General features: G+C 50.7%; 18 protein-coding genes and 1 tRNA gene. 6 read left to right on the top strand and 13 right to left on the bottom strand.

Annotated features, from left to right (window positions below; translation table 11 throughout):
• Positions 1-422, bottom strand: a 422-nt coding sequence (locus tag C7A19_RS12420; RefSeq protein ID WP_201264089.1) for a substrate-binding domain-containing protein, incomplete at its 3' end; no start/stop codon positions are given.
• Between the two features lie 292 nt (positions 423-714).
• Here C7A19_RS12420 and C7A19_RS12415 point away from each other — a divergent pair.
• Complete coding sequence (locus tag C7A19_RS12415; protein ID WP_116645027.1) at positions 715-1,185, top strand: hypothetical protein; 471 nt, start codon at positions 715-717, stop codon at positions 1,183-1,185.
• 91 nt (positions 1,186-1,276) lie between these two features.
• Here the strand turns inward: C7A19_RS12415 and C7A19_RS12410 are convergent, their stop codons facing one another.
• Together C7A19_RS12410 and C7A19_RS12405 are read right to left on the bottom strand one after the other, a co-directional pair.
• Entirely contained in the window at positions 1,277-2,893 is a 1,617-nt protein-coding gene (locus tag C7A19_RS12410) for a methyl-accepting chemotaxis protein (RefSeq protein WP_116645026.1), read from the bottom strand.
• 141 nt (positions 2,894-3,034) lie between these two features.
• A complete protein-coding gene (locus C7A19_RS12405; protein ID WP_235614305.1) occupies positions 3,035-3,496 on the bottom strand; it encodes a DUF3429 domain-containing protein in 462 nt (153 codons plus the stop codon).
• A 202-nt stretch (positions 3,497-3,698) separates the two neighbouring features.
• Here C7A19_RS12405 and C7A19_RS12400 point away from each other — a divergent pair, with 202 nt between their 5' ends.
• Positions 3,699-5,372, top strand: coding sequence for a BCCT family transporter (locus C7A19_RS12400; RefSeq protein ID WP_116645025.1), 1,674 nt, complete (start codon positions 3,699-3,701; stop codon positions 5,370-5,372).
• Positions 5,373-5,432: 60 nt separating this feature from the next.
• Here the strand turns inward: C7A19_RS12400 and glpC are convergent, their stop codons facing one another.
• The 7 genes from glpC to C7A19_RS12360 all read right to left on the bottom strand — a co-directional run bounded on the left by glpC (position 5,433) and on the right by C7A19_RS12360 (position 13,572).
• Complete coding sequence (gene glpC, locus C7A19_RS12395; protein ID WP_116645024.1) at positions 5,433-6,689, bottom strand: anaerobic glycerol-3-phosphate dehydrogenase subunit GlpC; 1,257 nt, start codon at positions 6,687-6,689, stop codon at positions 5,433-5,435.
• Positions 6,679-7,992, bottom strand: a complete 1,314-nt coding sequence (glpB, locus tag C7A19_RS12390; RefSeq protein ID WP_116645023.1) for a glycerol-3-phosphate dehydrogenase subunit GlpB — start codon at positions 7,990-7,992, stop codon at positions 6,679-6,681. The genes glpC and glpB overlap by 11 nt, the downstream gene beginning before the upstream one ends.
• Complete coding sequence (gene glpA, locus C7A19_RS12385) at positions 7,989-9,680, bottom strand: anaerobic glycerol-3-phosphate dehydrogenase subunit A (RefSeq protein WP_116645022.1); 1,692 nt, start codon at positions 9,678-9,680, stop codon at positions 7,989-7,991. The genes glpB and glpA overlap by 4 nt, the downstream gene beginning before the upstream one ends.
• Positions 9,681-9,980: 300 nt before the next feature.
• Entirely contained in the window at positions 9,981-10,664 is a 684-nt protein-coding gene (locus C7A19_RS12375; RefSeq protein WP_077609064.1) for a YoaK family protein, read from the bottom strand.
• 14 nt (positions 10,665-10,678) lie between these two features.
• Positions 10,679-11,443: a glucosaminidase domain-containing protein gene (locus C7A19_RS12370; protein WP_116645020.1), complete on the bottom strand. Its 765-nt coding sequence runs from the start codon at positions 11,441-11,443 to the stop codon at positions 10,679-10,681.
• Between the two features lie 95 nt (positions 11,444-11,538).
• Positions 11,539-12,831, bottom strand: coding sequence for an ATP-binding protein (locus tag C7A19_RS12365; protein ID WP_116645019.1), 1,293 nt, complete (start codon positions 12,829-12,831; stop codon positions 11,539-11,541).
• A 33-nt stretch (positions 12,832-12,864) separates the two neighbouring features.
• Positions 12,865-13,572: a response regulator gene (locus tag C7A19_RS12360; RefSeq protein WP_116645018.1), complete on the bottom strand. Its 708-nt coding sequence runs from the start codon at positions 13,570-13,572 to the stop codon at positions 12,865-12,867.
• 249 nt (positions 13,573-13,821) lie between these two features.
• Here C7A19_RS12360 and C7A19_RS12355 point away from each other — a divergent pair, with 249 nt between their 5' ends.
• Entirely contained in the window at positions 13,822-14,409 is a 588-nt protein-coding gene (locus C7A19_RS12355; protein WP_077458630.1) for an outer membrane beta-barrel protein, read from the top strand.
• A 438-nt stretch (positions 14,410-14,847) separates the two neighbouring features.
• Complete coding sequence (locus C7A19_RS12350; protein WP_116645017.1) at positions 14,848-16,017, top strand: MFS transporter; 1,170 nt, start codon at positions 14,848-14,850, stop codon at positions 16,015-16,017.
• Between the two features lie 146 nt (positions 16,018-16,163).
• Here C7A19_RS12350 and C7A19_RS12345 read toward each other — a convergent pair whose 3' ends face one another.
• Positions 16,164-17,048: a sterol desaturase family protein gene (locus C7A19_RS12345; RefSeq protein ID WP_235614304.1), complete on the bottom strand. Its 885-nt coding sequence runs from the start codon at positions 17,046-17,048 to the stop codon at positions 16,164-16,166.
• Positions 17,049-17,207: 159 nt separating this feature from the next.
• Positions 17,208-17,298: transfer RNA gene (locus tag C7A19_RS12340), tRNA-Ser, on the bottom strand.
• A 182-nt stretch (positions 17,299-17,480) separates the two neighbouring features.
• Here C7A19_RS12340 and C7A19_RS12335 point away from each other — a divergent pair.
• Positions 17,481-17,840, top strand: coding sequence for a HopJ type III effector protein (locus C7A19_RS12335; protein ID WP_069362239.1), 360 nt, complete (start codon positions 17,481-17,483; stop codon positions 17,838-17,840).
• A 72-nt stretch (positions 17,841-17,912) separates the two neighbouring features.
• Here the strand turns inward: C7A19_RS12335 and C7A19_RS12330 are convergent, their stop codons facing one another.
• Positions 17,913-18,899, bottom strand: a complete 987-nt coding sequence (locus C7A19_RS12330) for an arginine deiminase-related protein (RefSeq protein WP_077458633.1) — start codon at positions 18,897-18,899, stop codon at positions 17,913-17,915.
• A 328-nt stretch (positions 18,900-19,227) separates the two neighbouring features.
• Here C7A19_RS12330 and C7A19_RS12325 point away from each other — a divergent pair, with 328 nt between their 5' ends.
• Positions 19,228-20,199, top strand: a complete 972-nt coding sequence (locus C7A19_RS12325) for a sensor domain-containing diguanylate cyclase (RefSeq protein WP_116645015.1) — start codon at positions 19,228-19,230, stop codon at positions 20,197-20,199.
• Positions 20,200-20,267 lie beyond the last annotated feature (68 nt).

The following is a 20,267-nucleotide window of genomic DNA, read 5'->3' as shown; positions in this document are numbered from 1 at the left end:
GTTTTGGCGAGCGCGGTGTAGATCTCTTTCAAGCTCAAGTCATATTGCTGAGACATTTTCGAGTTCGCCAGCGCAATACCGTCATAGCCGATTTTGATTTCAACAATGTCGTCCACGCCGTTTGATTTACAACGGTCAATTTCCGAGCTTTTGATTTTACGTGATGCGTTAGTGATGTCTGGCGTGTTTTCACCCACACCTGCACAGAACAGCTTAAGACCGCCGCCTGAACCGGTTGATTCGATTTTTGGTACTGAGTATTGCGACGTGCGACCGAAGCGCTCAGCAACTACAGTAGCAAAAGGGTAAACGGTAGAAGAGCCAACGATGCTAATGTAATCACGGTTTGCGGCCGTTGCGCTACCTGAGGCCAGCACGGCCATTGATACTGTAGTAGCTGCAAAGAGAGCTTTAAGTTTCACATCAACCTCCAAGTCGATTATTTAAGTTAGTGCTGTGCAAATCAGTTTATCTACACATAACGAAGAACTCGGTTAACGGGGAGACACATTAAGAGCACAAAGTGACAGTTCCTTTATGCAATCATGAAGGTTTGATGACAGCGCCACGCATTGGTAACAGATTCAAAAGTTGTTTTTACCACGCTGGCGCTGAACACATGGCGGGCTAGGATAAACGCATCCAGGGCTGATGCGCGTCGACGAGATGCGCCGATAAACGTCCTGTCTTCCACTTTTTAGATGAGTAAAGGCAATGATAGATGCCAAAGACAATGTCCCGTTAGACGCGCGTGCCGACGCGTTCCCGATGCATAACGATACCGCGCCGAGTAAGCCAGTGGTTTTGTTTTTGTGCGATGGTGAGCATGGCGTCTCCTTGATGGCCGCCGCCGTGATGAAAAGTAAAGCGAGCAGCTTTTTTGATGTTTACTGCGCACATACATCCAGCACCATGCATACTGCACAAGCGTCAAAAGCGTTAATTCAGTTTCAACTCTCAACGTCCGGGATCATGCCGTCCCCGCTGGCGGAGCTGAGATTGACGTATGTTGATTATCTAGTTGCCGTGAATCCAGCCGCCGTACAATCTGGACTCCCCTTGCCCCGTTACGGAAAATTTGTGCCTTGGGATGTGACCGAACACAGTGATGCCGGCTTGGTTGCCGTGCTCCGGGAGGTGAATAAAAGCATCAACTATTTTTTATCTTTGTATTTATTTCGTTGAGATATTTGTTTCGCTACTGCGTTTGCGGCGGGAATAAAAAGTGCGCGCCATTCGCGCACTTTCTGTTGGTGGATGGTGTTGGTGGGTACAGTTATAACCTAAAGGCTTCCGCTTGCTCTTTAATACTGGCGTTTTCTTTTTCCAAGCGTTCATAGGCTTGACGGGTTTGCTCTGCGGTCTCGGCAAGTGACTCTGCCGCTTGGTGAATCGCCGACACATTTCGGTTCAGATCCGCCGCTGCTGTGGTTTGCTCTTCGGTCGCGGTAGCAATCGCACCGGTCATTTCAGATACCTGCTGCGTCGCATCATTAATGGTGTTGATCGCTTCTGCCGCATGCTTGGCATCATCCAGTCCTTTTTGCGTCAAGGTTTGGCTATCGCTCATCACTTTGTAGGCCTGACGCGCTTTGGTTTGCAGTCCTTCAATGATCTGGTTGATCTCATCGGTCGATGATTGGGTTTTGGTTGCCAACCCTCGTACCTCATCAGCCACGACCGCAAAGCCTCGACCCGCTTCGCCCGCGCGAGCCGCCTCAATAGCCGCGTTGAGCGCGAGCAAGTTGGTTTGCTCGGCGATGGTACTAATCACTTCCGAGACTTTACCGATATTTTCGCTGTCTTCGGTTAACGCCTCAATCACTTGCGAGGCTTCGTTAACTTGATCTTTAGCCGCCACGCTTTGCTGATACGATTGCTCAAACGTTTGTCGGCCTTGCTCTGCGTATTCACGCGATTTATCAGTATGTTCCGCCGCATTGACAGTGTTACTGGCCACTTCACCAAAGGTAGACTCCATCTGCGTCATCGCGCTCGCAAGCTGTGAGAGTTCACCACGCTGTTGCTCAACGCTATTCACGGTATGGCTCACCTGGGTCGATAGCTCATCACTGACCGTTTGTAATCGCTTAGTGCCTTTCACTAACGACCCTATCAGCTCGGTAATGCTTTCTTGCATTTGCGCAAAGGTATTCGCTGCTTGTCCCAGCTCGTCGCGGTTGAACGTATCGAGATCCAACCGTTGGGTAAGATCACCGCTTTCCACCCGCTGCATCTGAGTAACTAGCTTCGCCAGCGGCCCACGTATTCGCTGTTGTAGCAATAACGCCACACCCGCCATCAGCACAACCAGAGCAATAATCACGGCAATACCAATATAAATGAGACGCTCAATTTTTTCCGATTCTCGCGTCTTTATCGCGTTGGCTTGGTCTTCCAACGTCTGTTGCAATGTGGCGAGATTCGCGACTATCTGGTCAAACGGCGCCAACATGGGGCCTAACATTTTACGGCGCGCATCATCAATTCGCCCGTTATCAATAAGCGAAATATAATCGTTTTGCATCTCACGGTAATTGTTCAGGCGCGTTTCTATCGTGGCCACGGCCTCTGTATTACTGTCACTTACCGTAAGTGCTTTCATTCGGTCAAGTGCTTCACCAACCTCTTGATCGTTGCGCTCTATTTTCACCAAAATATCGCGATGCGCTTGTTTGTCATCGGTTAACCCGTAATCGAGTGCGAAACGGCGATAAGTGACGGTATAATAACGCAAGTCAGACACAGTGCTCAGCAGGCGAACATTACGCTCTACCACATCATTAAACTGTGCCTTGACCGTGTTTATTTGGCTGAACAAGTACGCCCCGCTCGCCGCAACGGCCATGCCTAGAACAAGAAACACTACTCGTAAATACTGTATGATCGTCATTGCTTACTCCGCTACCCTCAATACCATTAATAAAATAATTGTTTTTTTGCGCGCGAAGTAGCGGGTACGGCCTATTGCTGCAATAGGTTCATTCTCGGTAGGGTTTTTCTCGCGTTGTTTGCATCCTCATCATCACCAGGGTTATAACACCAGCAGCAATAAACCGTGGCACACAACGACACCTGCAGTCAGACGACCACGCATGGTTTGATAGGCAGAGAACGTGTCTTCACTCTCGCTTTTTCGGATCCATTTTTCCGCCAGCCATACCGCTAAATAACCGGTCGCAAGCAGCCCAGTCGCGATCAGGTATTGGGTCGCGCCTTGAATAAGCGCCCCCCAAGCCAAGAGTGCAAACAGGTTGCTCAGCAATAACGCATTACGGCTAAGTTTATGGGAAAAGTGATCGATGCCATTGCCCCATAAAACGCCGGATAAAAAGCTTAAAATTACCGCGCTATAGCTCAAAAAAAGCTGCTCGCCACTGAGACCGAATAAGGTCAGATCGGCCCAGGTGACGAGCACACCGCCAATAAAAGGAAGCAAGCCAAGGTACCCAAGTTGCAGCATGGTACCGCGCGAAGCGGATTGTGGTTTCATCATCTCACTCCTAGACACTCTATTAAGATTTTTATTAACCCTAAGTGTACGAAGACAATCCGCCGCTGGCCGTCTTATCGACACATTTCGCTGCTTTTCTCAACACCTCGACCTAACATAATGTGATTATCGGCTCTTTTTTTTGCAAAGGATGCTTGTGTTGCGTAAATTGTTGCGCGTTTTGTTGTTATAAAAGGACTGATTCATGTCAACGCGAAGTACGTCGGATGCGAGCAATGCGAATACATTGCAGCATCCATTTGCCGATTGCGTCACACAGACCGGCCTGTTTAAAGGTGTTCATAAAAATATGATGATCGCCGCCACGCTCCTGGTTTGTGTCTTCGTGTTTTTTACCGGATTTAATACTGATTTAGCCGGCCGTGTATTTGCTGCGGCACGTGGCTGGGTGGAGTCGACCTTTGGTTGGTATTACATGTTGGTGTTGGTGCTGTTACTGGTCGCCAGCTTGACGATTGCCGTCACGCGTTTAGGAAACATTCGGTTAGGTGATGACGACGACCGGCCTGAGTTTAGCACCTTCTCGTGGCTATCCATGTTGTTTTCCGCGGGTGTCGGCGTTGGCATACTGTTTTTTGGGGTAGCCGAACCCACGCTCTACTTTGATACAAGTGGTGCGTTCGGCTACCCCAACAACCCGTATGCAGATATGGCCGGAGCCACCACCATGGGCTTTGATCGCGCGGCGGATGCCTTGCGTGTCACCTATTTCCATTGGGGCTTTCATGGCTGGGCGGTGTATGTGATTGTCGGCCTCGCGCTCGCCTATTTCTCGTTTCGGAAAAAGCTGCCTCTCGCACTGCGTTCCACGGTGCACCCGTTGATTGGTAATCGTATTTACGGGCCCATCGGCCATATTATCGATATCTTAGGGGTACTTGGCTGCGTGTTCGGCGTCGCCACCTCGCTGGGTCTCGGTGTCAGTCAGATTGCCGTAGGGCTTGACCGTCTATTTGGCGTCGACCCGGGCGTGACGACGCAAGTTATCCTCATTGCTCTGATTTCTGTGGCGTCCATCTTGTCGTCTCTCTCCGGGGTCGGCAAAGGGATCCGAATCATTTCTGAGTGGAATATTATCGTCTCAGCGTTGGTGATCGCCTACTTTTTATTCGGCGGGCCTACGGCTTGGTTAGTGCAGATCTTTGGCGCTTCACTGAGCGACTATTTGGTCGAATTCATTCCGATGGGGCTGTGGTTCCCAGAGGCGCAAGGTCCCACCGCGTGGCAAAACGCTTGGACCATTTTCTATTGGGGCTGGTGGATTGGCTGGGCGCCCTTTATTGGCTTGTTTATTGCGCGTATTTCTCGCGGCCGCACCTTACGCGAGTTTGTGGTTTGCGTGCTGTGTGCGCCAACACTGATGATTTTTGCTTGGCTGGCGATTTTTGGTGGTAACGCCTTACATCAAGAGCTTGTTGCCGATGCTGGGATTGGCACCGCCGGCATTATTGATTTGGTCAATGGTTGGGACTTACCGGCGGCGCTGTTTGCCACCGCTGATGGCATTACCGGTGGCGGGATCTGGGGTTGGATTCTCAACGCCATGATGATCTTCTTGCTGTTTAGCTGGTTTATTACCTCGTCAGACTCAAGCACCCTCGTGCTGACCACGATTTTGTCGATGGGCAATGACAATCCGCCCAAACGCTTTCGAGTCTTCTGGGGCACTATGATCGGTGCCGTCGCCGCGGTATTGTTGGTCGCCGGTGGCTTACGCGCCCTACAAACCGCGAACATGGTTACCGCCCTACCCATCAGTGTGTTGGTGATCTTAATGACCATCAGCGTGATGAAGTCTTTACTGGCAGAGTCGGTGGGTAAATCCACCGCCTCGACACCATCCAAAGCGAGTCGCTAGCGCGCACTCTCAGACTAACAGCGCCACCCTATGCGGTGGCGCTGTTCTTTGCGGCGAAGCTCAAGACGCTGATGGAGCCTCAACGGCCATCGCCAGCACACTCACCGGATGTAAGGCTTCCAGCGACGTGTTTTCTTCAATTTGCCATTTACAGGTTTCACAGTCGGTGATCGCAAAGTCGGCTTCTGCAGCTTTAATCTGAGCAAACAAACCACTACCGATGGCAATCGAGGTTTGATAGTTCTCGGTTTTAAAGCCGTAGGTGCCTGCCAAACCACAACACTCGCTATCGAGCACAATCACCTCTAATCCCGGGATCATACGCAATAGCTCAATGGTAAACATCGCATTACCACTGCGCTCCAAGTGACAAGGGGTATGATAAACCACCCGCTTGTTAATTGGGTTGAGCTTGGGCATCTCGCCATTCATGGCCGCTTTGAGTAAAAAGCGAGTCACAAAGCTGATTTGCCCAGCGACCTCGCTGTTATCCACTCCCAATACGTGGGGATACTCTTCTTTGAGTGTCAGCGCACAGGATGATGAGGTGGCGATCACTGGGCGCTCGTCGGCAACAGAATCGGCAATCATCGCGGTATTGGCGGTCGCGTTGCGGCGCGCTTTATCGTAAAAGCCATTAGCAATTAGAGGCACACCACAGCACTTATGTTTCTCGAGCAATTGCACGCCATACCCCATCGCATTCATCACTTTCACCAAGTCTTTACCAAGCTGCGGGTTGTTAAAATTCACATAACAGCCATGGAAGTAACTGACTTGTTTCGGATATTCAGCTTGTGCCGCCGCTTGGCTTTTCATCCAACGCCGAAAGGTGCCAAAAGAATACTTGGGTAGAGATTTATGTTTATCCACCCCAATCGTGGCATGCATCACCGTTTTCACTGGTTTCAGATCCGTCATCACATTTACCAGTGGCGCGACTGGATTAGCTAGCGTGCCAAACAAGTCGGTGTGGCTGAGCACGTAATCACGCATCAGCTTGGGGTTGATGTTTTTCTTGCCGTGTTTGCCGCGCGCTACCGCAATGATATCGCCAATTTTTACCCCGGATGGGCAGGCGGTTTCGCAGCGTTTGCAGTTGGTGCATAGCTTGAGCAGGTCATCATAATACTCAGGATTTTTGATCCGCAGGCGCTCACCATCCGGGCCACATTCTTTGGGGCCAGGATACGCCGGGTTCGCTTTCGACACCGGACAATACACTGTGCACACTGTGCATTTAATGCATTGGTCAAAGCTGGTGGGTTGCGGCGCATGGTCGCTATAGTCACGCTGTTTAAGCCATTCAGTTAGCATGGGACGTCTCCTTAGCGTTCGCCATCACGGCGAGCGCACGTTGCGCGGCGGCGTAGCCAGTAGCGATCGCGACGCCACCGCCACAGCCTTCATAGACAGGATCGTAACCACTGAGTACCGCGCCACACACAAACAGATTTTGACAGCGTTTGCCGCGTGCGGTGGGCCGCAGTTGGTTGTCGGTGTTGATGCCAAACGCCATAAAGGGATGGCTTTGCTGACTAAAAAAGTCGTCGTTGCGCCATTCGCTGCGGTCAGGGCTTTGTACCATATCTAACCCCAGTGTTGGCTCGCTAACTTGGGTGCGATCCGCATTCAAGCCGCGGCTAAAATAGCTACCCGTGGCCAAGATCACCGCCTCTGCGGTTAACGGAATATCCTCTAACTGACGGGTATGTAATGCGGTGAGGCGGCCACTGTCGTCAAACTCGCCGCTGGTGACTTGATCACCGCGCAGCAACATGCCACCTGCACTGGCAAACGCGCGCTGCAGGGCCTCTTCTATTCGAATCCCGAGTAACGAAGGCGGCATGGTGGGCACTTCATGGAAGCAACGATCGGTGCGCTGTTTAAGTGCATCCATACCCTGCTCGCCCGCAACGTTGGCAATGATGGCAGGCAAAATCACGAGCTCATCCGGTCCAGATTGCGCGATTAACTGCTCGCACAGGCTGTCAAAGGCGTTAGGCTCGGCCAGTAAGCGTGACAGATCAACCGAGCGCAATTCATTGCGGTTACGGCGCAAACGCTCCGCACCAGGAATCGAAAGCGTGATGGTGCGACTCGGGCAGGAGGCAAAATCACGCTGCGCGGTAATGGTGTCTTTGGCTAACGTCGGTTGCGCATCGCGATAGCCGTCAATGGCGGCAAAACAGAGACCCGAAAAACGGCGCGGGCCACGATGTTGATACACGTGCCCTTGCGATAACCACGTCGGACGCACGGTGCCCAGCGGCGTGATCCGGCCATGATTGGCGTTGTCTTCTTGGTGATACAAACACACTTTTTGCGCACTGAGTTGCTGTTGGAACCAGGTTAACGAATCGGTGATCTCATCAAGGCTCACCTTGGCATAAGGGTGCTCAGGATGCTGGCGCACCAATTTGGGAATCGCCTCAAACGGTTGGGTAACCGGCTCACCATTAGGAAAATGGCCCAGCACATCAATTGAACCCGAGGAAAAATGCAGTGCACTTTGTCCCGCACTGATCATTACCGTTTTTTTGCCGGCTTCCAATGCACGTATCGCTGCCGTATACCCAGCAATGCCACCGCCAATCACCGCAATATCATAGTGAATCATTGTGAGACCTCCTGATCGACAGCTTGAGTGGACACTTGCTCATTCATTTCCGTTTTTGATTCCTCGCTCGACGACTTAGGCACATCACCGGCGCCAAATAATCCTTGATAAATCCAGTAACTAAATTCGGCTTCGCGTAAAGCGTCCCCCCAGAAGATAGGCTTGACGCCCTTCCAGCGCTCTTCAAGAAAGTCCACCAGCAGCCCAGCACTCGCTTGCCCATCTAATCCTCCGCACTCACTGAATAAGCTGGCGGCGCGATAACTGCACAACTCGCCCTGACACGGCCCCATTCCAAGACGGGTGCGACGGCGTAAATCAGTGATGTTTTTTGCATCCAACGATTGAATGGCATAATTCACCTCGCCTTTGGTCACCATTTCGCATTCGCAAATCACCGCTTGGCTGTCGTCACTTTCATCCAAGAAATGGCTGACGCGTTCGCCATGGCGATAATAGGCGGATTGATAGACGGGTTTGACCAAGCTTGCACTGGCTTTGCTAATCCCTTTGGAGGGCTCAGAGCCTGGTAGTGGCCGTGCCGCGGTTTGGCAGGCATTGCGGTTACCCAGTTTTTCAGCCACCAAATCTGTGGCTTGCTCGGCCATCAGTCGATAGGTCATGAGTTTGCCACCGGTTATGGTGATCAAACCGTCAAGGCCATCGCGCGCTTGGTGGTCAAGCAACACGATGCCGCGGCTAATATTACGACCACTGCCATCATCGTCCACCGAGACCAATGGACGTACGCCTGCATAAGCCCGTAACACCCGAGTATTGGCCATGATGGGAGCCAGCTTGGCGCCCTCGCGCATCAGCACATCCACTTCTTGTGGCGTCACCGCCAACTTATCAATTTGGTCGTACTCAATATGCTCGGACGTCGTACCAATTAAGGAAATAGTATCGCCAGGCACCAAGATGTCCGCATCGGCCGGTTTGCGACAGCGGTTGATCACCCGATTATTAATACGGTAATCGAGGATCAGCAGTGAGCCCTTGGCAGGAAACATTTTGATGTTGAGATCGGCATACTCACAGATAGTCTGGCCCCAAATCCCTGCCGCATTGATCACTTGCTGGGCCATAATCGAAAAGCGCTCACCCGTAAGAGTGTGGATACAATGAACCCCTTGTACCGTCGCGCCTTGGCGAATTAATCCAGTGACTTGGGTATGATTAAATACCTTGCCGCCATGCTCTTTACCGTCTAACACATTTGCCGCACACAAACGAAAAGGGTCAACCGTGCCATCGGGCACTTGCACGGCGCCTATCATCGCCGGGTTAGCATTGGGCTCTAGAGCGAGCGCCTCATGCGGTGTGAGTTTTCGTGTCGGAATACCGGCTTTATCACAACTGGCGATAAAGGTGTCTTGGTAGGCCAGATCGTCTTCCGGCAAGGTAATAAACAGCCCCTTGGTATCTTCCACGCAATGACGCGCCACGGATTTAAGAATGGTGTTTTCTTGGATGCATTCGCGTGCCGACTCGGTATCCGTGACCGCGTAACGAGCCCCAGAGTGCAACAATCCATGGTTGCGACCCGAAGTGCCTGCCGCAATATCGTCACGTTCGAGCAAAATGCACGAGATGCCGCGAAGCGCACAATCGCGCATGATGCCAGTGCCGGTCGCACCGCCACCAATGATGACCACATCCGTTTCAATATAATGGCGAGTTGGCATGGGGCCTCCTTGTTACTTTATCGTAACCAGAGTGTGGCATTTCCCGTGCAACAATGACGGCGACAACATCACACTATGCGCGAAAGCGAAAAGGAAACTGCGGCTTGTTTGATTTAGGACAAACTTTTCAGTGGCGGATAGCGCGCGAATGGTGACACGGCAAATGAGCACTACAAGAAACCAGGCCACGTTTATCCGCCATTTGAGGAAAACACCTAGGGATAGCATAGTCGTGAAAAAGAAGACAAAGAAGACAAAGCCGCCATGCTCGAAAACGCGCATTGTTAATACATTGTGTATTTATTGGCTATTATTGCCCGATCTCAAATGTTGTCGAGTCATGGTGGCGCGATAACACAGCGCCACCACGAAGCATAATCCCGCCGGAAACAACAAGGCCGTAAAGTGGAAATGCGCAAATAACGCCGCCCCTACCACGCCGCCAACAATAAACCCCGACGCAATCAGTAAAAACAGCATCAGTTTACGCTTATCAACGCGGTTACCGCGCAGCTTGCCGCCCAACATTAAGCCTAAATCGGTGACAATACCGGTTAAATGGGTTGAGCGTACAATCGCACCACTATAGGTGGTCGCCATCGCATTTTGCAGGCCACAAGCCGCCGATGCCGCCAGTTGACCAATGGCAAGGCCGCGGGACAAAAAATAAAACGCCACCACAATTAACCCGGCTTCAACAAAGAGTGCCGAGTCATAATGGCGGCCCAGCTTTAGCGTGCTGCCATGCAATAAGCAGCCGGACACCGCAGCACCAAGGAAAAAGGCCAACAATAAGCCACCCAGCTGAACAACGTGCATCCACTGGCCCGCAAACAGCCCCGAGCCAAATTGCGTCGCAGTGCCTGATACGTGTGAGACGGCTTGGTGTTCAAAGCCCAACAAGCCGATCGCATTGATGGTGCCGGCGATCAGTGCCAACACGAACGCCCCGGATTCAACCCACCGAGGCAAACGGGTAATCATTGGCTTTCCTTGCGTTAGTTAGTCGATGACGATGCTGGCGGGTCGAGCCTATCAAGTTGGTTATGACGGATCATCGCTTGCAACTCTTCCACATAGGCCTGCCCACGCTCAGAGTAGCGCCCTAATCCATTGGCGAGCACCGCGCCTGAAAGCGTTTTGTTTTGCTCTCGCAGACGGGCGCGGATCTCGCGTAGCCCTTGATACGCGGCATGGGTATTCAAGTTATTGATGTAGCTTTGTACCGAGGCTTGTGGGTCATCAAAGGCTGCCACTTCGTGCACTTTCCCTTCCGCACGTTGCTTGGGTACCAGTCCACATCCTTTGCTGAAGCACCACTGTCCGAAGTAGTTATTCCCTTCACGCGCAAACCGCGAGGTGCCCCATGCACTCTCATTGGCCGCCTGCGCTAATACCAACGACGGCGGAATGATGTCTACCCGTTGGATCAGCGCCATCCAGTCTGCTTCTTGGCCGACATCAAACTCGGCTAGCTCATACTGATCGGCGAGCGCTTGAACGCGTTTTGTTTCTCGGCGGCTTAACTCACTTTGACGCGTGTGCCATGCCGTTAACGCGGTGCGATCCGCCAAGATTTCGCTGTTAATGGTATTCACGACAGGGGTGAAGTAATCAAAAAACGCCTGCTTACGCTCAGCCCCCGCCGCAAAGGATTGAAAATCGGGCACAAGCGGGGCTTTGGGCTGCTGGCGCGAAACCAAAATGGTGACGGTCACGGCAAAAATCGCCATGCCAATAAAGACGAAGGTACGGTGTTTCATAGTGCCCCTAGTGTTGTCGATGTGGGCGCTATTATACGCGAAATACCTGACGGCGACGAATGCCGCCCTATTAGCTTAGCCCTGGCAGCGTGACATCATGTTTTTATGGGTAAGAGCACCCGAAAACATGCGCCGCCTAAATCACTATGATCAATCTCAACATGACCGCCGTGGCGGGTGACAATTTGTTTAACGATCGCCAGCCCCAAGCCATAGCCTGAGCGCTTTTTATCGCGGGAACGATTCGCACTGTAAAAGGCATCAAAAATAAACGGCCAGTGTGATGGATCCACCCCCTCACCATCATCATGTACGGCAATCACAAGCTGTGTGTCCTCGCAATAGACACGCACGGCTATTTGACGAGTCGCATACTTCTCCGCATTACCGATTAAATTGGTGATCACTCGTTTGAGCAGGTGTGGATCGGCCTCAACACTAGGCAAGTCTTGCGGGGCATCCAAGCTCACGGACTTAGTGCTGAGCGTTTGCCAACGCGGCCATTCTTCTTGTAGCCACATCGCCGTATTCAATCTTTCCGGGCTAAAAGGTGTATTGGGGTGATCAACACGTGCCAAATAAAGAAGCTCATCAACTAATCCTGCCATTTCATCCGTATCTTCAACGATACTGACGATTTTTTGTTGCTGCTTGCGGTCCAGTTGGCTCTCACTCAACAATTCAGCTTGCCATTGAATTCGGAATAAAGGAGAGCGCAATTCATGCGCCACCGCATTGGTTAGCGCTCGGCGACTACTGACCAAACTGGCAATTCTGTCTGCCATATGATTAAAGGTCGCGTTCAAACTCCCCACGGTATATTGACTCTTTGTTGACGCCCGCGCGTCTAAATTGCCGTTGGCAAATTGAAGAGCCGCTTGCTCGAGTGACCGTACTCGGCGGCTGAGAAACCGCACCATGAAAAAACTGTAGAGAGCAAAACCAAAAAAGAGAAAAACGAACAATAGATCTTCATTAAACGCAATGGCCCCGTGTAGCTCAGAGTCTACCGCGGTTTGTAGACTATAGATTTGCGCCTTATCGTCGAGACGGAACCACAAGGTTTCGTTTTTATCATCAAAAACGGCCGAGGGGTCAAGTTGATGGGAAAATGCCTCCTTCAAATGAGCCGGAATCTTGCCAAGTTCGTGTACCGATAATGAATACTCAACGTTATCGGCATACCCCTTCAGCGCACCTAAAGCTGCTTGCGTTCCCGCCTGTGACTCAATCAGCGCTACCATATCAACGACACTTTCAGCCTGTCGCTTCGCCAACGTTGCTTCATAGTTTTCCGTCAGTTCATACACGAGGTATTCGTAGGTCAATGAGCTCGCCATAAAAATGACGACCAGCCCAAAGAAGAACTCTAAATATATCCGACGCATTGCTCACCACTCATACAGACTTCTACCACGCACTTACCATGCATCAGGCACAAACAAGTAACCCTTTCCCCGCACTGTGATAATTTTTTTAGGGTTGGAGGATGTATCACCCAGCTTTTTTCTCAAGGTCACAATTTTATTATCTATCGTCCGGTCAACACCGTCATACTCAATACCTCGTAATGCACGCGTTAACGTCTCTCGTGTGTGCACCTCGTCAGGCTGACTGGCCAGGTGCCAAAGCAATGCAAATTCACTGTCTGTTAATGCGATAGGCTCATCATTTAATGAACAGTAGCGTCTTGCCTCATTGAGCGCCAAGACACCATAATTAAGGACACTGGGCTTGGGTGCGAGCACTGCTGCGTCGTCTCTAAGCTGGCGTAGTTGCACTCTTACACGAGCCATCAGCACCCGAGGCTTAATCGGTTTACTGATAAAATCGTCCGCGCCCACCTCTAGGGCTGCCACATGGTCAAAATCATCATCACTCGCGGTTAGCATCACAATTCTTCCTCTAAACCCATCACGGATTTGTCGGCAAATTGTCAGTCCATCGTCACCGGGTAGCATTAGATCGAGTAGAACCAAGTCAGGTTGTGCGGACAAAATGTATTCAGCCGCCCCTGTCCCTTCAGCGAGTGCCGTGACGCGATAGTCTTGTGTATCAAAATACTCTGTCAGCATTTCTCGCATTTTGGGGTCATCTTCGACAACCACCAAGTGTAGTTTCTCTTCCATTAATCTTGACCTAGAAAAATAAACAAACCAAAAGCCTTGGTATCAATCATTAATAACTCTGTGCGTCTACAGGCATGCCTATCAAGACAGTCATACGACAAACCATGACACTCTGCAGATACATTACCGCGTTCTTCAGCCGTAAAGTACCACTCAAACGTTCCCCCTTTAAACGAACGTTCCAAAAAGCAATGACTATAAGTCATACGTTCTTAAAAAACACCTACGACGAATAATAGGTTATTTACAATGAAAAAATTAGCACCTTTCGCTTTACTGATTCTCGCACCAGCGGCTTATGCCTCTTCTTATATGGGGATGGAATTCGGGGCTGGTAGCGCTGATGTGAGTGGCTTAGATAGCAGCGAGTTCAAAAGTGATCTCGAGGACCGAGGAACCGTCAAGCTATATGGCGGTAAGTATATCACTGACTCAGTGCGCGCTTACGGCTACTGGCAGTCGGGCGCGTCGAGTAAATCGACCGTGAAAGCAGGAGATGAAGAGCTGTCGTTGGAAAATACTGATTATCAATTCGGTATGGGCTTAGACTATATTCACGAGTTCACTGACAATTTGTACGGTATTGCTGGTGGTACGCTAGGCTATCAACGCAGCAAGCTAGAAATTAAGGACAAAGATGCTCTGGGGACTGACAACTATAACCTCAGAGACTCTGGCCTAGCGAGCGACGTCAATCTCGGCCTTGGGTATCGTTTTAACTCCGGTATCGCTTTGGAAGGCGGTCATAAATACGGCTTAACGAAACAAAAGTATGCGGAAGGTATTTCCTTCAAGAACCCAAGTGTGTTTTATCTCGACGTTAACTATAAATTCTAACAACACGCTCACAGACGACAGTTGGCTAAACTTACGCGGACAGACCGTTTAAGCTAAGACAAAGACACTATCTCACCCCTTATCCAAATAGGCATCTACTCAGTGGGTGCCTATTATTCTTTCATTAGCAATGACAACGAGGCGTGACAAGCGATGGCTAGTCAAATATCAGTTCTAAGTGTCAACTCGACCAGCCGTTAACATGGCGGCCGATTCATAGCACGCTTATCATAGTTAACTGCTTGCCCCGTAAATAATACTTGCCTGTTCCTCTGCCTATATTCGCTGTCGAGTGTTTTCGCCTAATGTAACATTTTGTTACTTTTTCTAGGCACCATGAGGTTGCTCACTTTAACAAGGGGCCATTTCACCATTGTTATTACACGTCAATTGGCGACACATTCGCGGCTTTTCTCTGACTCACGCGCTAGGATGCCCATGAAAAACATTTTATTTTTACCCATTGCGATGTTTGCGTTCGGCATGGATGCATATGTCGTGGCGGGCATTATTCCGGAAATTTCCACCAGTTTTCAGATCACTGAAGCGCAAACCGCACAGATGGTCACAGCCTTTACGTTATGCTATGCCCTTTCCGCACCCATACTGGCGACATTGTTGGCAGGCTTTCCGACCAAAAAGGCACTCGTGCTATCGATGCTGGTGTTTATCGCCGCTAATCTTGTCACCATTTTCAGCACGCACTTATCCATATTACTGGCAAGCCGCGCGCTAGCCGGCATAGGGGCAGGCATTTTCTCGCCTTTAGCCGCGGCAAGTGCCGCCTCTTTGGTGCCAGCAGAGAAAAAGGGGCGTGCATTAGGGCTGTTGTTGGGTGGTATGAGTGCGGGTACCGTTGTTGGGGTTCCCGTCGGTCTCGCTCTCGCCACTTGGCTTGGATGGCAAGGCGTGTTTGCCGTCGTGATCGGTATCGCGCTCATTGGGCTTATTGGCGTGGTGCTGGGTATTCCTCAGATCTGTGTCGCCCCGCCGCCATCGCTAAAAGCACGCGTCGCGTTACTCGCCAGTCGGTCCGTGTCTGCCACCATTAGTGTCACCTTCTTGACGGCTGTCGCCAGCTTGGGGCTCTATTCTTATCTCGCACCTGTGATTACGGGCATCACACAACAAACCAACCTCACGCCATATTTATGGGTTTGGGGCCTAGGCGGCATGGTAGGCAGCTTCACCATCGGCCATTTAATTGACTGGGTAAAACGTCCAAGGACAATCCTGCTCAGCGTCCTGACGCTCATGTTCGTCGCCATCTTCAGCATTCCGAGTAGCTTGCCGTTGCCCTCAATCATTACCTTTGTACCATTCTTTTTATGGGGTGCGGCCGGTTGGTCGTCGCTCGCGCCACAGCAACACACGCTAATTAGCCTCCAGCCGGAGCAAAGTGCCGCCGTTGTCGCACTCAATAGTTCATCAAACTACCTTGGTGGTGCGGTGGGTACCCTTTTGGGTGGGCTGTGGCTCGGCCACGGGATTTCCGTGATTCAGCTTGTCTACGCTGCCGCCGCGGTAGCGGCCGTAGCCATCGTTATTCAGGTTGGGATTCTGCGCCAAAGCGCCAACGCCGTGACAAAGGAGTGCAAAAGCATCTAGCCTGCTAACAATCAACTCGGCTCATATTTCAAACGTTGCGTTTACTCGCCTCCATAGGCAGGAATGCTACAGGTGGTGGTGTTGGCACCCGATAACAATGAGTTATATCCTCAAAATGTGTTTGCTTGCAGCAAGCCAGCAACCCGCTACCTCTTACGTGATGCTTGCTCGTCTGTCGTGTGGTCTTGTGCGTGTTCTGGTGGTGCAAACAAGCACTGCCATCGTTGCCGAAAACTTAGATCAGGCTGCGTGACATCGCGCCACATTTGTTGCCATTCTGCAAAGGTCACCACCAGAGGGTTGAAACTGTTTACTGGCTTGGGGATCCCATAGCGCACCGGTTCAGATTCCGGCTCGAAGGTGCCAAATAATTTGTCCCAAATGATCAAAATGCCCGCGTAGTTTTTGTCGATGTACTGGGGGTTCACGCCATGATGAACGCGATGATGAGACGGGGTGTTAAAAATCCACTCCACAGGCCCGAGTGTCTTTATCCATTGAGTGTGGACAAAAAACTGTAACCCTAAATTCAGCAGCACAACAAACACCACCCATTGCGGCGGAAACCCAATCACCACCAGCGGCAGCCAAAACAGCCACATCCCTGCCAGCGGATACATTAAGCTTTGGCGAAACCCGGTGCTAAAGTTCATCCGCTCTGAGCTATGATGCACCACATGCGCCGCCCACATCCAGCGAACACGATGGCTGGCGCGGTGGAACCAGTAGTAACAAAAATCTTGTGCGACCATCAGCAACAAAAACAGGCTCACCGACATCTCAATGTCGAACAGCCGCCAGCCAAACCACCATAAATAGACCTTGGCAACCAGCAACCCGGTCAGTAGATCGGCAGCTTGATGCAGCCCCGCCAAGGTAAAGTTACAGAGCACTTCCGGCACGTAATAACGCGCATTATCGCCCAATTTCCCCCGGCGCAGCGCCACCCAATACTCCCCCAGCATGCATAAGAAAAACACGGGAGCCAATACAAGCAGTAGCCATTCTGGATGGGAGATCAGTTCAGTCACGGAGCCTTTATCGCACAGTACAGTTTCTTAACATATTAGGTGTTTCAGCCCAACCTGTAAGGAAAAGCATCACCAAGCTGTTAGTTTGCGCACAAAAGGAGAGTAAGCGGATATACAGATACAAAAAAGCCGCTGATTTCTCAGCGGCTTTTCGGTATGTGGCGGAGGGACAGGGATTCGAACCCTGGAAGGGCTATTAACCCTTGCCGGTTTTCAAGACCGGTGCTTTCAACCGCTCAGCCATCCCTCCGAACTGGGTGGTATACTAATGTTGCCCCGAGTCAATGTAAAGCACTGCAACAAAAAATTTGGTTTAAGTGATGGATATTTATCCATTAGTCGCTTCTCTTGGCTTCACATTGGTTAAACAAGTTGGTACAACGTGCACATACTCTCGACGAGAGCTCGCATGTTATTAACTCAGGAACCAACATGACCTTAGACAGCTTTCTCGCTAAAGTCACGCAAACCCCAGATATGGTAATGTTTGACGAGACAATAGCGGTGATAGATGCCCATTACGACTATGCCCCCACTCGATTCACTAACGGTGATCTGGCTAATAAAGCAGGCCAGAACACAGGGTCTTGCAAAGTCCTCGCATTCTGCCAGCTCCATGAGCTTACGGAAGCACAGACACTCTCCTGCTTTGGGGGGTATTATCGCGAGGACGTGCTGAGCAACCCTTCGGGGACGGATCACAAAAACATTCGCAACTTTATGGTCACTGGATGGAACGGTGTCTCATTTGACAAAATGCCACTTAAGGCCAAAACACGCGCGCACTCGTAGCATGAAAGCAACGTGAAACGGCGACCCTAAGTCGCCGTTTTGCCTATTAAACCGACGTTTTAACCGACGCCTTTAACCCGATATCGCGGCTTGATGACGAGGTAGAAATACTTCTCCCATCATACAACGCACGCTTCCCCCACCCACGGTTTCAATTGTGTTGACATCGACGGGCACCAATTTACCAAATTGGCGCAGCGTGCGTTTTTGCTCTTCAGTAAACGCACTGTAGGCCGACAATGACATGACGATGAGTGATTCACCGTGGCGATTGCGCAATTGTAAAATATTGCCACAAAGCTGGTTCATTTGTGATTCACTAATGGATACCAAGGTTTTATCTTGACTCAATGTGTTACACACAAGATCGCGCTGCCCCGGTTCTATCACCTCATCGCACACCACGGCAAACTCTTCACCCACCGCCATCATCACATTGGTATGATAAACCGGATTGCCATCGCTCATTTCCGTGTTAAAGCTCACGACTTGTCGCATGCCTACCTTTGCTGCCCACTCAGTGAGCAAAATGCTGTCACAACGGTGTGAAAGCGCCGCATAAACACGCTGGTTGAGGTGGTCGATAACCATCGCGCCCGTACTTTCAAGAAACGCATCGTCCTTGTCATGACACTTCACTTTGTGTACGTGATTGACGGCATAGCCTGCACGGTCTAATGCAGTCATTAAGCGCTCGGGTTTCACCTCTAACTGACGGTTTGGGCACGCCATAGGGTAAAGGTAGAGCTCGCCACTGGGGAGCGTACTAAACCAGTTATTGGGAAACACGGCATCAGGCGTTGCAGGGTCAGAGTCTGGGTACTCCATCACCACCACATCGATACCATGGCGGCGGAGGATCATCACCATGTTGTTGAATTCTGCCATCGCGCGCGCTTTTACCTCTTCATCCGGTAGTGACGGCGCATGCTGAAAACCATTATCCTCACTCGTTTGCGCATTAAATTTAAAATGAAGCGGGGGCACCATCACCACAGCAGACGCCGCATGTGGATGAGTCAGCGGATATTGGGTATCACAGCTCGCTAAAAACGCCATAAGCAAACCTTCTAAAAACAACAAGTATTAAGAGTATAGAGTCGCTGTCACGCACGCGATCAATCCGGGTGCGTCACCGCCTCTTCCAACAGTGTGAATACTGAACAAGCGGAGGAAAATATCATTGAAACAAGTTTTTTACAAACTGAGTTTCTCAGCCTCTCGCACACCTACAGACACTTACAGCCAGTTCTCCTATATCTCACTGAATTAATGATCTTTTTAAAAGCTTCTCGGGGTGGCAGCGATATTCACCTCTCCGAACAATTATTGCCCCTACCCTGTGTGTGGTTGGCTACAATAGAAATAGCGGCAAGGAGGAAAAGGCATGGAAACGGCGCGCCCCACTCACAATGAGCAGCAAAGACTTCACGCATTGCACGATCTAGGCATATTAGATACTGGACACGAAGACAGATTTGAGCGGATTGTAAGGGTAGCGGCATACGTTTCTGACTGCCCCGTTGTCGCAATTAGCCTCGTTGATGAACAGAGACAATGGTTTAAAGCCAAACGTGGTTTAGCCGTCAACCAAACAAGCCGCAGCGAATCGATTTGTGGTCATGCTATTCAGCAATTAGAGCCATTAATTGTTGAGGATACGCTCAACGACAGTCGCTTTGCTGACAACCCGTTGGTAACCGGCCCTCCTTATATCCGTTTTTATGCAGGTTTTCCCTTTAGCCTGGATAGCGAACACCTGCTTGGAACGCTCTGTGTGATCGATCATCACCCTCGCGAGCTCACGGATGCCTGTCAGCGCGCGCTGTCAGACCTCGCGCGTATCGTCGAGCATGAATTGGTCATGACGCAACAAAATGTCATTGATCCGCTAACAGGCGTCTTTAATCGACGTGGCTTTTACAGAGAAGTAAACAGTTATCTAACAGACGACGTAGTCATTGAAGATCAACATACGTTATTACACTTTGATGTTCGCCAGTTACAAGACGTCAACCAGCGCTATGGCAAGCATGCCGGCGACAAAGTCCTGAAAGAGTTTGCTGGCTGTCTAACAGATGTGTTCGGTGATTTGGGCTGGGTTGGTCGCCTAGAAGGCTGTGAATTTGCGATATTATTGATTCAACAGGATGTCGATGCGGTCGAAGCACAATTGGATCGCTTCTATCTCCGGCTTTGTCGCCGATTATCCTTAGAACGCTATCCGTTCAACTACTCAGTCGGCCTTGCGCACTTTTCGCAGATTGACGAAACCGTCACGCTAGAAACAATGCTTCTAGATGCGACAAGTGATACAAGGCGCTACGCTGTGCCTGAAGAAACACGTCATATAGGGTGAAGTCGATGGAGAGTTATGAAGATTGGAGCGACATACGAGGTTCGAACTCGTGACCTCGACCTTGGCAA

Source organism: Salinivibrio sp. HTSP (assembly GCF_003390965.1).
Taxonomy (GTDB): domain Bacteria; phylum Pseudomonadota; class Gammaproteobacteria; order Enterobacterales; family Vibrionaceae; genus Salinivibrio; species Salinivibrio kushneri.
Note: the sequence above shows the minus strand (reverse complement) of the source record. Positions and strands in the feature narration are given on the sequence as shown.

Coding starts and splice junctions, on each gene's coding strand:
- C7A19_RS12350 (WP_116645017.1), top strand. CDS start 14,848: ATGAAAAACATTTTATTTTTACCCATTGCGATGTTTGCGTTCGGCATG.
- C7A19_RS12405 (WP_235614305.1), bottom strand. CDS start 3,496: ATGATGAAACCACAATCCGCTTCGCGCGGTACCATGCTGCAACTTGGG.
- C7A19_RS12335 (WP_069362239.1), top strand. CDS start 17,481: ATGACCTTAGACAGCTTTCTCGCTAAAGTCACGCAAACCCCAGATATG.
- C7A19_RS12370 (WP_116645020.1), bottom strand. CDS start 11,443: ATGAAACACCGTACCTTCGTCTTTATTGGCATGGCGATTTTTGCCGTG.
- C7A19_RS12355 (WP_077458630.1), top strand. CDS start 13,822: ATGAAAAAATTAGCACCTTTCGCTTTACTGATTCTCGCACCAGCGGCT.
- C7A19_RS12325 (WP_116645015.1), top strand. CDS start 19,228: ATGGAAACGGCGCGCCCCACTCACAATGAGCAGCAAAGACTTCACGCA.
- C7A19_RS12365 (WP_116645019.1), bottom strand. CDS start 12,831: ATGCGTCGGATATATTTAGAGTTCTTCTTTGGGCTGGTCGTCATTTTT.
- glpA (WP_116645022.1), bottom strand. CDS start 9,680: ATGCCAACTCGCCATTATATTGAAACGGATGTGGTCATCATTGGTGGC.
- C7A19_RS12415 (WP_116645027.1), top strand. CDS start 715: ATGATAGATGCCAAAGACAATGTCCCGTTAGACGCGCGTGCCGACGCG.
- glpC (WP_116645024.1), bottom strand. CDS start 6,689: ATGCTAACTGAATGGCTTAAACAGCGTGACTATAGCGACCATGCGCCG.
- C7A19_RS12410 (WP_116645026.1), bottom strand. CDS start 2,893: ATGACGATCATACAGTATTTACGAGTAGTGTTTCTTGTTCTAGGCATG.
- C7A19_RS12375 (WP_077609064.1), bottom strand. CDS start 10,664: ATGATTACCCGTTTGCCTCGGTGGGTTGAATCCGGGGCGTTCGTGTTG.
- C7A19_RS12400 (WP_116645025.1), top strand. CDS start 3,699: ATGTCAACGCGAAGTACGTCGGATGCGAGCAATGCGAATACATTGCAG.
- C7A19_RS12330 (WP_077458633.1), bottom strand. CDS start 18,899: ATGGCGTTTTTAGCGAGCTGTGATACCCAATATCCGCTGACTCATCCA.
- glpB (WP_116645023.1), bottom strand. CDS start 7,992: ATGATTCACTATGATATTGCGGTGATTGGCGGTGGCATTGCTGGGTAT.
- C7A19_RS12360 (WP_116645018.1), bottom strand. CDS start 13,572: ATGGAAGAGAAACTACACTTGGTGGTTGTCGAAGATGACCCCAAAATG.